At 75.3% G+C, this 13,296-nt stretch carries 9 protein-coding genes; 4 read left to right on the forward strand and 5 right to left on the reverse strand.

What is annotated here, in order from left to right; all coding sequences use genetic code 11:
- Window positions 1–291: 291 nt before the first annotated feature.
- The 4 genes from ACF1BE_RS33850 to ACF1BE_RS33865 all read right to left on the reverse strand — a co-directional run bounded on the left by ACF1BE_RS33850 (window position 292) and on the right by ACF1BE_RS33865 (window position 4,328).
- Window positions 292–1,161, reverse strand: coding sequence for a biotin-dependent carboxyltransferase family protein (locus tag ACF1BE_RS33850; RefSeq protein WP_392202829.1), 870 nt, complete (start codon window positions 1,159–1,161; stop codon window positions 292–294).
- Between the two features lie 293 nt (window positions 1,162–1,454).
- Window positions 1,455–2,072: an allophanate hydrolase subunit 1 gene (locus ACF1BE_RS33855; protein WP_392202830.1), complete on the reverse strand. Its 618-nt coding sequence runs from the start codon at window positions 2,070–2,072 to the stop codon at window positions 1,455–1,457.
- On the reverse strand, window positions 2,069–2,827 hold the full coding sequence (locus ACF1BE_RS33860) for a LamB/YcsF family protein (RefSeq protein WP_392202831.1): 759 nt from the start codon (window positions 2,825–2,827) through the stop codon (window positions 2,069–2,071). The genes ACF1BE_RS33855 and ACF1BE_RS33860 overlap by 4 nt, the downstream gene beginning before the upstream one ends.
- A gap of 181 nt (window positions 2,828–3,008) precedes the next feature.
- Entirely contained in the window at window positions 3,009–4,328 is a 1,320-nt protein-coding gene (locus ACF1BE_RS33865) for an MFS transporter (RefSeq protein ID WP_392202832.1), read from the reverse strand.
- 171 nt (window positions 4,329–4,499) lie between these two features.
- Here ACF1BE_RS33865 and ACF1BE_RS33870 point away from each other — a divergent pair, with 171 nt between their 5' ends.
- The 4 genes from ACF1BE_RS33870 (at window position 4,500) to ACF1BE_RS33885 (ending at window position 12,611) form a co-directional block, all read left to right on the forward strand.
- Complete coding sequence (locus ACF1BE_RS33870) at window positions 4,500–5,207, forward strand: GntR family transcriptional regulator (protein WP_392202833.1); 708 nt, start codon at window positions 4,500–4,502, stop codon at window positions 5,205–5,207.
- 268 nt (window positions 5,208–5,475) lie between these two features.
- The gene (locus ACF1BE_RS33875; protein ID WP_392202834.1) at window positions 5,476–7,005 is read left to right on the forward strand and encodes a hypothetical protein; all 1,530 of its coding nucleotides are present in this window, start codon (window positions 5,476–5,478) and stop codon (window positions 7,003–7,005) included.
- A 31-nt stretch (window positions 7,006–7,036) separates the two neighbouring features.
- On the forward strand, window positions 7,037–7,927 hold the full coding sequence (locus ACF1BE_RS33880; protein WP_392202835.1) for a hypothetical protein: 891 nt from the start codon (window positions 7,037–7,039) through the stop codon (window positions 7,925–7,927).
- Between the two features lie 40 nt (window positions 7,928–7,967).
- Window positions 7,968–12,611 (forward strand): hypothetical protein, encoded by a 4,644-nt coding sequence (locus ACF1BE_RS33885; RefSeq protein WP_392202836.1) that lies wholly within the window; start codon window positions 7,968–7,970, stop codon window positions 12,609–12,611.
- 80 nt (window positions 12,612–12,691) lie between these two features.
- On the opposite strand, the gene ACF1BE_RS33890 is transcribed toward ACF1BE_RS33885, so the two are convergent.
- Complete coding sequence (locus ACF1BE_RS33890; protein WP_392202837.1) at window positions 12,692–13,228, reverse strand: hypothetical protein; 537 nt, start codon at window positions 13,226–13,228, stop codon at window positions 12,692–12,694.
- Between the last annotated feature and the right edge of the window lie 68 nt (window positions 13,229–13,296).

Here is a 13,296-nt window from a genome sequence, read left to right on the forward strand (position 1 = left end):
CTCCGCTCCACCCCGCCGGGCTCCGCTCCACCCCGCCGGGCTCCGCTCCACCCCGCCGGGCTCCGCTCCACCCCGCCGGGCTCCGCTCCACCCCGCCGGGCTCCGCTCCACCCCGCTGGGCGGCGCGTGGCCCGACCCCGGGCATCGGCGACCCCACGGCCCTGCCGTGGGCCGCCCGGTACGGTGCCGGGTCCCCACGGGGCCGTACGGCACGGGCGCGTCTCGGCTGCGGAGCGCCGGGGCCCCGCGGCGCCTCGCCGGCGCGGACGTGCGTCAGCCGGCGCGCCGGGGTCAGCGACGCCGTACCGGTACGAAGCGGACCGGGACGCCCGGCAGGGCCTGTGCGGCGGCGGGGAGGTCGGTGGCGCGGACGACGGCGATCACCGGGTAGCCCCCCGTGGTCGGATGATCCGCGAGGAAGACCACCGGGCGCCCGTCCGGCGGCACCTGGACCGCGCCGAGGACCAGGCCCTCGCTGGGGAGTTCCCCGGTCCGGGCCCGCTCCAGCGCGGGGCCCTCGGTGCGCAGGCCGATGCGGTTGCTCGCCGCGGACACCCGGTACGCCCGCGTGGTGAGGTCCCGGACCGCCCGCGCCGTGAACCAGTCGTCGCGCGGGCCCGGTGTCACGCGCAGCACGAGCTCGGCCGGCGGACACGGCAGCGGAGCGCCGTCCACGCGCGCGGGAGGACCGGCCGGAGCGCCCAGCGGCAGCGTGATGCCGTCCACGAGCGGGGCCGGCCCCAGGCCGGACAGCAGGTCGGTGGCCCGGCTGCCGAGCACCGGCTCGACGGCGATGCCCCCGTCGACCGCGACATAGCTGCGCACCCCGGCCGTGGCCGCACCCACCTCCAGCAGCACCCCGGCCGGCACGACGACCGGGGCGCCCCACGCCGCCGGCCGGCCGCCCACCGACACCGGACAGGGCGCACCGCCGACCGCGACGGTCACGGTGGTACGGGGACGCATGGCACAGCCGTCGAGGGTGGTCTCCAGGACGGCCGCGTCCGGCGGATTGCCGACGAGCCGGTTCACGAGCGCCGCCGCGGGCGGGTCCAGCACCCCGGAACGCGGCACACCGAGATGCGCGTACCCCGGCCGCCCACGGTCCTGCACGGTGGTCAGCACCCCGGCGCGCACCACCAGGAGCGCACGGTCACTCATGCGCCCTCCCCGGACAAGGCCCGCGCCGCTGCGAGGCGGCGCGCACCGGTGAGTCGCCCCCGCGCGGGTGGGCGGCCGTGCGCGCCCCGGTCACGGCTCCTCCCGGGGCAGAGCACCCGCCGCTGTGTCGATGGCGCGCACCGGTGGGACGTCTCCCCGCGCGCACGGCCGCGTGCGTCCGCGGCGCGGTTCTCGCCGCCCCTCCCGGGGGAGCCCCACAGCCGGTACGGCGTCCCCGCGCGCGTGAGCGGCCGTGCGCACTCCGGCCGTTCCCCCTCCGCCGAACATCCCGGTCATGGCCCCTCCACCGGAACGAACCGCACCTGCGTCCCCGGTGCCAGCAGCGCGGCCGGTACCCGGGTGGGATCCCACAGGACCGCGTGGGTCGTGCCGATCAGCTGCCAGCCGCCCGGCGAGGAGCGCGGATACACGCCCGTGTACGGTCCGGCCAACGCCACGGCGCCCGCCGGGACCGCCGTGCGCGGGGTCGCGCGGCGCGGAACGTGGTAACGGGCCGGAAGCCCGGTGAGATAGCCGAAGCCGGGGGCGAACCCGCAGAAGGCGACCGTGAATACGGTGCCCGCATGGATCCGGGCCACCTCCCGCTCGGGCACCCGCCAGTGCGCGGCGACCTCCGCGAGGTCCGGGCCGTCGTAGCGCACGGGCAGTTCGACCAGCTCACGCGCGCGTGGCGGCGCCGCGGGCACATCGCGGGTCGCCAGCTCGGCCGCCCAGCGGGCCCGGTCGGCCAGTCCGTCCAGGAGGACCGTACGGGCCGCCGGGACGATCTCGCGGGCGGTGAGCGCGCCCTCCTCGCGGCACCGCAGCAGCTCCGCGTGCAGGGCCTGCGCCTCCTCCCCGGAAGCCACCTCGACCAGCAGGGCGTCGTCGCCGACGGGGAGCGCCCTCATGCGAACGCCTCCAGCCGCACGCCCGCCGCCACGAGCCGCTCACGCACCCGGCGGGCCAGCTCCACCGCGCCGGGCGTGTCTCCGTGCAGGCACAGCGATCGGGCGCGCACCTGGATACGCGCGCCGGAGTGCGCGGTGACCGCGCCGGAACAGGCGAGGCTCACCGAGCGCTCCACGACGGCCTCCGGGTCGGTCACCACGGCACCGTCCCGGCCGCGCGGCACGAGCGTGCCCTCGTCGGTGTATGCGCGGTCCGCGAACGCCTCCGTCACGGCAGGCAATCCCGCGCGCGCGGCCAGTTCCAGCAGCTTCGAGCCGGGCAGGCCCAGCACCGGCAGTGCCGCGTCGGCGAGGAGGACACCCTCGATGACCGCGTCGGCCTGCTCGGGGTCGTGCACGACCCGGTTGTAGAGCGCGCCGTGCGGCTTGACGTACGCCACGCGCGCTCCCGCCGCCCGCGCGAACACCTCCAGGGCGCCGATCTGGTAGGCCACTTCGGCCGCCAGCTCGGCGGACGGCACGTCCATCGCGCGTCGCCCGAACCCGGCGAGGTCCCGGTAGGAGACCTGCGCGCCGATCGTCACCCCGCGCGCGGCCGCGAGTTCGCACACCCGGCGCATGGTGGCCGGGTCCCCGGCGTGGAACCCGCAGGCCACGTTGGCGCTGGTGACGACGGACAGCAGCTGCTCGTCGTCGGTCAGCCGCCAGCGGCCGAAGCCCTCGCCGAGGTCGGCGTTCAGATCGATCGCGGTCATGGTGCTCTCGTGCCTTCCGGTTCTCGGGGGCGGTCGGACGGCCGGCCACAATCGGCGCCGGACAGCCGGTGGCGCTCGTCGAGGGCTGCCCTCGACGCCCAGGGCCGACGATTCCGGGCTCCACGCGCGCGTGCTCGTCGACCGTGGTGACGGGACGGTCCCCGCCACCGTTTCGACCGCCTCACGCCAGCTCCTTCCCACGGGTCTCCGGCAGCCCGAGCAGTGCCAGCGCCGCGAGGCCGTAACCGATCGCGCCGAAGACCAGCGCGCCGCCCACACCCCAACTGTCCGCGAGAAAGCCCACCAGGGTCGGGAACACCGCGCCCACCGCGCGGCCCGTGTTGTACGTGAAGCCCTGCCCGGTGCCACGCACCGCCGTCGGGTACAGCTCGCTCAGGTAGGAGCCGAAGCCGCTGAAGATGGCCGACATGCAGAAGCCGAGCGGGAAGCCGAGCACCAGCAGCAGGGTGTCGGCGCCCTGCGGGATGTTCGCGTACACCAGGATGCACAGCGCCGACAGCAGCGCGAACAGCCAGATGTTGTTGCGCCGGCCGAGCCGGTCGGTGAGGTGGCCGCCGGTCAGGTAGCCGAGGAACGCGCCCGAGATGAGGAAGGCCAGGTAGCCGCCGGTGCCGACGACCGACAGGCCGCGCTCGGACTTCAGGTACGTCGGCAGCCAGGTCGCCAGCGTGTAGTAGCCGCCCTGCACGCCTGTGGAGAGCAGGCTCGCGAAGACCGTGGTGCGCAGCAGACCCGGGGCGCCGTCCCGGCCCGGCCGGAAGATCGCCGTGAAGGAGCCCCGCCCAGGGTTCCGCTCGCGCGCCGCCGTCGCCGTGGGCGCGTCGTGCACCCGGCGGCGCAGCCACACCACGAACAGCGCGGGCAGCGCGCCGGTCCAGAACATGATCCGCCAGGCCAGGTCGTCACCGGCGAAGGAGAAGACCAGCGTGTAGACGACCGCCGCCAGCGCCCAGCCGACCGCCCAGGAACTCTGGACCGCGCCGAGCGTACGGCCCCGGTGGCGCGCGCCCGCGTACTCGGCGACCAGGATGGCCCCGACCGCCCACTCGCCGCCGAATCCAAGGCCCTGGAGTGCGCGGAAGAGCAGCAGCGTCTCGTAGGTGGGCGCGAAGCCGCAGGCGACCGTGAAGACCGCGTACGTGAGCACGGTGATCATCAGGGCCCGGACCCGGCCCACCCGGTCCGCGATCACACCAGCCGCGGCGCCGCCCACCGCCGAGACCACGAGCGTGACGGTGGTGAACAGACCGGTCTGGCCGCTGCTGAGACCGAAGTAGGCCGAGAGCGCCACCATGCTCAGCGGCAGGGTGAAGTAGTCGTACGAATCGAGGGCGTATCCGCCGAAAGCTCCGGCGAAGGCACGCCGGCCGTCCGGGCCGAGGGCGCGCAGCCAGCCGAGTGCGCCGTCATCGGCGGCGCCTTCGGCTGCCGGACGCGTACCGGAGGGGGACACGGACCGGGGCGGTGGGGTTGTGCTCATGGGCACCTCGCAGAGGGGGACGGAGGGTGCGGGACGTGAGCGGTGCGGTGCGGAAGCGGCCCGGAAGACGCTCCGTACGGAGGTCGTGCCAGGAGAGCACCGTAGAGGATCGTTCAACGATCCTTCAATACCCATGTTGTCCCGTCCCGATGTCTGCGATTGAATTCCGGCATGGCAGAGCAGCTGGCGGGACTGGCCGACGACCGCGCCCTCCTGGGCCGTACGAGTACGGCGGAGCGGGTCGCGGACATCCTCAGGAGCCGCATCGCCGACGGGTACTTCCCGCCCGGCACCCGGCTGTCGGAGGACAGCATCGGCGGGGCGCTCGGGGTCTCCCGCAACACCCTGCGCGAGGCGTTCCGGCTGCTCACGCACGAGCGTCTGCTGGTCCACGAGCTGAACCGGGGCGTGTTCGTCCGGGTCCTGACCGTCGAGGACGTGGAGGACATCTACCGCACGCGCTCCCTCGTCGAGTGCGCCGTCGTCCGCAGCCTGGGCGAGCCGCCGTACCCGCTCCAGGGGCTGGCCGAGGCGGTCGCCGAGGGCGAGCGGGCGGCCGTCGGAGGCGACTGGAAAGCGGTGGGTACGGCCAACATCCACTTCCACCGGGAACTGGTCGCCCTCGCCGGCAGCGAGCGCACCGACGAGCTGATGTGCAGCGTCTTCGCCGAACTGCGGCTGGCCTTCCACGTCGTGGACGACCCGCACCGGCTGCACGAGCCGTACCTCGCCCGCAACCGCCGGATCCTGCGCACCCTGGAGGCCGGGGACCGGAGTGGAGCGGGGCGGCTGCTGGCGACCTACCTGGCGGACTCCCTGGAGCGGGTCGTCGAGGTGTACCGGCGACGGGTGGGCGAGGACGGCGCGGAGACCTTCTGAGCCCGCCTCCAGACCACCCGACTCCTGAGCCCGCCGCCCGAGCGCCCCTCCTCGGCACCCGCCTCCTGGCCGACCCTCCTCGGCGGCCCCTCCCGGGCCGCCCGTGACGCCGGCTCCGCGCTGCCGCGACGGCCATAGCTTCTGCGCTGCCGTGACGCGCTGCCGGCCCGGCACCGCGCTGCCGCGACGGCCGTGTCGTGCCTCCGTGACGGCCGTGGCTTCTGCGTCGTTTGGGTCGATGTCAGACCGAGGACCTAGTCTGTGCACCGTGACTTCGCCTGCATCGACGGACCGTGTTCCGCCCCAGCTCAGCGCGGGGCCGCGCCCGGCTCCGGGCCCGGCCGCCGACGAGGGGCTGGCGCGTCGCCTGCGCGCGCTCGCCTGCACCGCGCCGCTGCACGACCTCGACGCCCGCAAGGCCAACCTGGCCGGCGAGTACTCGGTGTACGGGATGGCCGAGGTGGCACTGGCCGCCATCGACCTCGTCACGCTGAACATGGACTTCGACACCGGCGCCGACCACGAGCAGATCGCCGCCCGGCTCGTCCCGCGCATCGCCGCCCAGGCCCCGCGGCGGGACGCCGGCGAGCACGAACGGGTGGCCCGCTGGGTCCTGGAGAACCTGATCAACGTCGGCAGCGTGGACCGCGGCTTCCGCGCGGTGTACGGGACCTTCGCGCCGGACGGCACGTACGTCCGCCGCGACTACGACTTCAAGCTGATCGAGGAGGTCCCCGGCCCCGGCGGCACGGTGTATCTGCGGACGACGGACGAGGCGGTCAACGTCCTCGTCGGCGCGCTCGACACCGACGTCACCAGCGCCCAGATCGCCGCCGAGGTCAAGCTGGAGGTGCTGATCAACCGCGGCCGGCTCGCCGACGCCCAGCTCGCCGCCGAGCAGGCCCGCTACCGCACGGTGCAGTACTCCGAGACGCTCCGCCGCGCCCTGGACGCCACCCGGCGCAACGTCCGCGCGGTCGACTGGCTCAACGCCGTCCCCGACATGATCGCCGAGGCCCTCGACCACGTGGCCGAGCGCTACCGCCACGAGAACGCCATCCTCACCAACATCCGCAAGGCCCGTGACGAGACCGAGGACACCGAGCACAAGCGCCGCGCCGCCGAACTGGTCGACATCGTCAAGGACTGCATCCGGCGCCACACCCAGCTCCAGGCGCGCCTCCTGGAGGCCGGCCCGCTGTTCCGCGCCGAACAGGACCGGCAGGCCTTCGCCACCCCGGCGGCGACCTCCGGAACGGACCTCTACGGCCATCTCCTCGCCCCCGTCCTGCCGCTGCCCCTGGAGCAGGCGATCCGGGTCACGGACGCCTTCTTCGCACACGGCACGGGGCTCAGGACGCCGGTGTCCGTCCGGGTCGCGGACCTCGTGGACATCCTGCTGACACCACCCGTGGAACGCGAGCACCTGGGCGCCGAGATGCCCGAGCCCGACCTGATCGCCACCCCGGACGACAGCCGGTTCAGCGAGGAGCAGCTCGCCGCGGCGACGGAGCTCCTCGACCTGCCGGCGGACGCCCCGAGGAGACTGTCGGGACTGCTGGCGGAGGCCCGCCGGACCGGTGACCCGGACCTGGCCTACCTCGTGGCGCTGCTGGCGGTCCACGCGGCCAGCCCGCCCGTCGGCACCGCCTACCGGCAGGGCGAGCAGAAACTGCTGTTCGCCGTCGACGACGGGACCGAGCTGGACGACCCCGAGTTCGGCGGGGCGGACCTGATCGTCGGCACCGCCCTGCTCGACTCGGCCGGGATGGCCGCGGACCGGACGGAAGCAGCATGAGTGAGCACGACCGCGACAAGGAGCAGAACCCGTGACCGAGCACGCCGACCGGAGTGAGCCCGAGCCCGCCGCCGCGCCGGCCGGCGCCGGCGTCACGCCCGCCGACGCCGCCGACGCGGCGCGGCTGGTCGCCTTCGGCCTCCAGCCCAGGCTCCAGCCCGCGCGCGACCAGGAGTACACGGAGCTGCTGCGCCGCTACCGCGACGACCCGGCGTTCGCGCGGCTCGCGGACGCCGTCGCCGCCGGTCTGGGCCTCGTCGTCCTGGAGGTGTCCCCGCGCGCGGGGATGGCCGTGACGGCCGCCGAGGACTCGGTCTTCGCCGTCCGCATGGGTGACTACGCGCGTCGCACCACCGCCGACTCCGGCGACCGCTTCCTCCACGGACTCGCCCATCTCGCCGCCGCCGCGCTGGCGTTCCCGCGTCCGGAGGACCTCGCCGACGACGCCTACATCGGCCGCGTCACGGTCAACGGCGTCGACGCCTTCGTCCGGCAGGCCTGCCGCCGCCTGGAGGAACGTGCCGAGGAGCAGGGCGAGAACACCGACCCGGTGACCGACGCGCCGGGTCTGGAGGCCGCCTGGCGGATCTGGGCCAGACGCAGCGCCACCGGCGCCACCAAGGACGCCCGCCGGCCGGCCGCCTCCACCACCGGCATCGTGGCGAAGGCCCTCGCCTTCCTCACCGAGTCGGGATTCCTCCAGCGCACCGGCGACGACAACGGCGGCACCTACCGCACCACCGCCCGCTACCAGCTCCAGGTCCGTGACCTGGCCGGCAGGGCCGCCCTGGCCGAACTGCTCGAGCTGGGCGTCGTCCCGGTGACCGACGGCACGGCCAGCCTGCTGCCCGCGGAGGACACCGACGACCTGGACCTGGTGGCCGACGCCGGTCTGCCGTTCCACGCGCCCTCGCACCCCTGACCACCGCACCGAACTGCCAGAAGACTGACGAGAGTCCGCCATGTACGAGCTGTCCCGGGTCCGCCTCTACTCCATCGGTCCCGCCGGTGCGCGCTACGCCGACACCGTGCTTGACCTGCGGGGTGTCGGCGAGCCCGTGCCCGACCCGGCGCCCACGCAGGCGGAGTTCTTCCAGGAGGAGCCGTCCGGTCCGCCGCGCCGGCCCGCGCCCGCGGGCGTGCTGTTCCTGGAGAACGGCGGCGGCAAGTCCGTGCTCCTCAAACTCATCTTCTCCGTGATGCTGCCCGGCCACCGCAACACGCTCGGCGGCGCCAGCTCCGGTGTGCTGCGCAAGTTCCTCCTGGCCGACGACTGCGGCCACGTGGCCCTGGAGTGGCAGCACGTGCTCACCGGCGAGTGCGTCGTCGTGGGCAAGGTCAGCGAGTGGCGCGGCCGGCAGGTCTCCAACGACCCGCGCAAGTTCGCCGAGGCCTGGTACTCCTTCCGGCCCGGCCCCGGACTGAGCCTGGACAACCTGCCCGTCGCCGAGTCCACCGCCGTACGGCCTCCCGTCGAGGGCGTCTCCGGCGCACAGGGCCGCCGCCGCACCATGAAGGGCTTCCGTGACGCGCTCACGGAGGCCGGCAAGGCCTACCCGCACCTGGAGGTGCACTGGGAGGAGATCCACGACCGCTGGAACGAGCACCTCGGGGACCTCGGACTCGACCCGGAACTCTTCCGCTACCAGCGTGAGATGAACGCCGACGAGGGCGAGGCGGCCGGTCTCTTCGCGGTCAAGAAGGACTCCGACTTCACCGACCTGCTGCTGCGCGCGGTCACCGACACCCGCGACACCGACGGCCTCGCCGACCTCGTCAGCGGCTTCGGCAGCAAACTCGGCCGACGCGCCGAACTGATCGCCGAACGGGACTTCACCGCAGGCTCGGCCGACCTGCTCGGCCGGATCGTGGAGGCCGCCGAGGCACGTTCCCGCGCGCGGGACATCCACGCCGGCGCCGAGCGCCGTACCCGCACACTGGCCCGGCGGCTGTCCGCGCGGGCCGTGCGGGAACGGGTCCGGGCCACCGACCTCGCCCAGCGGGTCACGGCCGCCGCGTACGCGGTCACGCACTGCGAGGGCGCGCGGGAGCGCAGCGCCCTGATCGCCGCCGAACTCGCCTACCGGCACGCCTCCCTGGCCCTCGCCGCCGCCGAGAAGTCCGCGGCGGCGCAGAAACGCGAGCTGGCCGACGCCCGCACCCTGCACGCGGCCTGGCAGGCCGCGGAGGCCGTGCTGCGCCACCGCGCCGCCGCCGACCGCGTCGCACGCGTCTCCGCCGCCATCCAGGAGGCCGAGCGGGACGCGGCCCCCGCCCTCGCCGCCCGCGCCAAGGCCGCCGTGGACCTCGTGCGCGCCCTGCACGGGGCCGCGGCGAGCGCGGAGGCCCTCGCCAACGAGGAGGAGGAGCGCTCCGCCGCCCTCCAGGAGGTCAGCGACACCGCCTACCGGGACTCCACCGCCGCCGCCACCGAGGCGCAGCGCGCCCGCAGCGAGACCGGGCACCTGCGTCAGCGGCTGGCCGAGGTCGAGCAGGAGACCGCCGAGGCGGTCCGCGCCGGCTGGCTCGACGACAGCGCTCCGGACGCCGACCCGGCGCGGGCCGCGCTCGCCGCCAGCGATGCCGAGAAGACGTCCGTGGCCGCCTGGGACACGGCCCGCGAGGCCGCCCGCAAGGCCACCGAGCACGCGCGCGAGGCGGCGGCCGCCGAGTCCCGTGCGGAGCTGACCGCGGCCCGCGCGGCCGACGCGGCGACCGCCGCCGAGCGGGCGTACGAGGCGGAGCGGCGCCTGGCCGAGTCGCTGGCCGCCGAGGAACGCCTCGCTGAGCTGCTGAGCCTGCCGGGGACGCCACGCGTGTCCGTACCCGGCCCCAGGACGGGCCCCGACGACGTCGCCCCGGCCCCCGGGAACAGCTCCCGAGCCCTCGGTGACGGTCCGTTCACCTCCGTCGAACTGGACCGCTTCGCCGACGAGTTGCGCGGACTCCTCGACGACGCCGTGTCGGCCGCCGAACGGCAGTTGTTCGACCTCCGTACGGCCGCCGCCGACGACGCGCGCATCCTGGGCGCCCTCGGCGACGGCGGACTGCTGCCGCCCGGCCCCGACGTGCTGGCCACCGTGGAGTTCCTCGGCGAGCACGGCATTCCCGCGCTGCCCGGCTGGCGCTATCTCGCGCAGGCCGTCGACCCCGCCGACCACGCGCGCGTGCTGGCCGCCCGCCCCGAACTGGTCGACGGTGTCATCATCACCGACCCCGACACGCACGCCCGTGCCCGCGAGGCACTGGACGGCGCCGCCCTGCTGCCCCGTTCCGCGGTGGCCGTCGGAACCGCCGCCGCCCTGCTCGCCCCGACCCCCGCCGCCGCCCCGGACGGCGTGTTCCTCGTGCCGCCGAACCCGGCCATGCACGACGAGCACGCCGCCGACGAGGAACGGCAGACCCTGCGCGCCCGGGCCACCGCGCGCGACGAGGAGATCCGGACCCTTGCCGCCCGGCTCGGCAAGGACCGCGAACTGGCCGCCCGGCTCGCCTCCTGGCGCACCGGCTGCCCCGCCGGACGCCTCACCGAACTGGCCCGGGCCGCCGAGGAGGCCCGCGCGACCGCCCAGGAGAGCGAGGCCGGACTCGTCGAGGCACGGGCCGTGCGTGCGGAGGCCGACGAGGCCGCCGCCGAGGCCGCGCAGGTCCGCGACGAGCGGCAGGAGGCCGCCCAGAAGGCCCGCCGCGCCGCCGACGCCCTCGCCGGTCTCGCCTTCCGGCTCCGCGAGCGGGCCGGCTGGCAGGTGAGACTGCGCGAACTCGCCGACGAGGCCACCGAGTCCGAGGCCCGCGCCCAGGCCTGCCTGGAGCGGGCCCGGGCCGCCGACGAGGACCGCCGCGCCGCCCAGCGCGCCGCCGACGACGCCCGCCGCACCGCGCGCGCCCTGCGCGCCGAGCGCGCGGAGATCGCCGGCGCCCCCGACGACGTACCGGCCGAGGACCCGGACGCGCCCAAGGCGTCCCTGCCCGCCCTGCGCGAGGCCTACCGGGCCGCCTCCCAGGTCTACGAGAAGGTCGGCGTCGGCGCCGACCTACGCGCCGAACAGGCCCGCGCGGAGAGCGACGAGAGCGCCGCCCGCGCCGATCTGGACCGGCTCAGCAACAAGGTCCGCACCCGCGCCGAGCAGTTGTTGCAGTCGCCCGACGGTGCCGACGGCCCCTCCCGGCAGGCCGCCTCCGCCCGCGCGGAGGAGCTGGTGCAGCTCCTGGAGACCCGCGTGTCGACCGCGAGCGAACAGCTCGGCCGGTTGCGCGGCGAGGCCGAGCGGCACGCGCCCGAGGACGGCGGGACGCACACGGCACTGGACGAGGAACTCGTCCCGCGCGACGCCGAGCACGCCCAGGCCCTGCTGCGTACGGCCACGGCCGAACTCTCCGCCCGCACCGAGGCCCTGGCCGAGGCCCGCGAGGCGCACGCGGAGCTGCTGGAGGCCCACCGCGCCGCCGAGGACGCGGCCGGCGGCTTCGACGAGATCGCCGCCATGCTCCGCGACCTGCTGCGCGAACACGCCCCCGAGGAGGAGCCGGAGGAACCGGAGCCGTACCCCGGCACGCTGGAGGAGGCCCGGCATTCCGCCGCCGAGGCCCGCCGCTCGCTGCGCGGCTGCGCCGCCGACCTCTCCGCCACCGAGACGGCCGTACGCGAGGCCGGCGACATCCTCGTCCGGCACGCCAACTCCACCCGCTACGAGCAGGTCCGCACCCCCGCCCGGCAGCAGATCCGCGAGCTGCCCGCCGCCGCGCTGCCCGAGCACGCCCAGAAGTGGGCGGACGCCTTCGCACCCCGGCTGCGCGTGTTGACGGACGAGCTGGCCCAGCTGGAACGCAACCGCGATTCGATCGTGGACCGGCTGCGCGGTCTCGTGGAGTCGGCCCTGGCGACGCTGAGGTCCGCCCAGCGGCTCTCCCGGCTGCCGGAGGGGCTCGGCGAGTGGTCCGGGCAGGAGTTCCTGCGCATCCGTTTCGAGGAGCCCGACCAGGCCGTCCTCACCGAACGGCTCGGCGAGGTCATCGACGAGGCGACGCGCGCGGCCGTGAAGAAGAATTCCGACCTGCGCCGCGACGGGATGTCCCTGCTGCTGCGCGGAGTCGCGGCGGCACTCCAGCCCAGGGGCGTGGCGGTGGAGATCCTCAAGCCGGACGCCGTACTGCGGGCCGAACGCGTCCCCGTCGGCCAGATGGGCGACGTCTTCTCGGGCGGTCAGCTGCTCACCGCCGCCATCGCCCTCTACTGCACGATGGCCGCGCTGCGCTCGAACGACCGGGGCCGGGACAAGCACCGGTACGCGGGCACCCTGTTCCTCGACAACCCGATCGGCCGTGCCAACGCGACGTACCTGCTGGAACTCCAGCGGGCGGTCTCGGACGCGCTGGGGGTGCAGCTGCTGTACACCACCGGCCTGTTCGACACGACCGCCCTCGCCGAGTTCCCGCTGGTCATCCGCCTGCGCAACGACGCGGACCTCCGGGCTGGCCTGAAGTACATCAGCGTGGAGGAGCACCTGCGGCCGGGACTGCCACCGCAGCCCCAGGCCGGAGAGACGGTGCACAGCGAGATCACGGCGACCCGGATGTTCAGGAAGCCGGCGCCGGCCACGAGCTGATCAACGCCCGGGCCGGGGTGGTGGGGCCGCCCGCCTGCCACCCCGGAGGCGCCACGCCGCAGGGGACCCCTCGGTCCGGGTCAGGAGTGGGACAGCCGGCCGGTGCTGCCCCGCCGGGCTATCCGGTCCCGGTCCCGCAGGGCCGTCCGCTCCTGGCGGCGGCGGGCGCGCCGCTCGCGGCGGAGGGTCCGGGCCGTGCTGCTCGGCTCGGAGACCACGCCGTGCCGCTGGTTCCACACCTGGCGGGTCACCCACACGTCCACCACGGCCCAGGTGGCGACCACCGTGCTCGCCACGCTGCTGATCACCATGGGGAACGCCGGCCAGGAGCCGGCCATCGTGCACAGGAACGCCACCATCGCCTGGATCAGCGTCACCGATATGACGAGGACCGCCCGCACCGCCGCCTTGCGCACCGGGTCCGGCGTCGGGTGCCGGCGCGCGGGCTCCTCGATCCACAACGGCCGGTAGTACTGCCGCTGTCCGCCGTCGGCCGCCTCACCGAAGCGCCGCTGCGCCGGAACGCCGGAATCCGAGCCCTCCGGCCCCCGCCGTGCCTGTGAGCGCGCCGCCACGCTCTCCTCGGGCGCCTCGCGCCGCTCCGCCGTGCCCGTCACCGTGTCACTCCCCACCGCCAGCAGACCGCTCGCCCCGACGTCCGAAGACCCCGCTACCCAGTGCCTGC

This window comes from Streptomyces sp. NPDC014991 (assembly GCF_043080665.1).
Lineage (GTDB): Bacteria > Actinomycetota > Actinomycetes > Streptomycetales > Streptomycetaceae > Streptomyces.

Bases quoted from the DNA above. Each gene is read 5' to 3' on its own strand.
- ACF1BE_RS33855 (WP_392202830.1), bottom strand. From the start codon at position 2,072: ATGAGGGCGCTCCCCGTCGGCGACGACGCCCTGCTGGTCGAGGTGGCT.
- ACF1BE_RS33850 (WP_392202829.1), bottom strand. From the start codon at position 1,161: ATGAGTGACCGTGCGCTCCTGGTGGTGCGCGCCGGGGTGCTGACCACC.
- ACF1BE_RS33860 (WP_392202831.1), bottom strand. From the start codon at position 2,827: ATGACCGCGATCGATCTGAACGCCGACCTCGGCGAGGGCTTCGGCCGC.
- ACF1BE_RS33885 (WP_392202836.1), top strand. From the start codon at position 7,968: ATGTACGAGCTGTCCCGGGTCCGCCTCTACTCCATCGGTCCCGCCGGT.
- ACF1BE_RS33870 (WP_392202833.1), top strand. From the start codon at position 4,500: ATGGCAGAGCAGCTGGCGGGACTGGCCGACGACCGCGCCCTCCTGGGC.
- ACF1BE_RS33865 (WP_392202832.1), bottom strand. From the start codon at position 4,328: ATGAGCACAACCCCACCGCCCCGGTCCGTGTCCCCCTCCGGTACGCGT.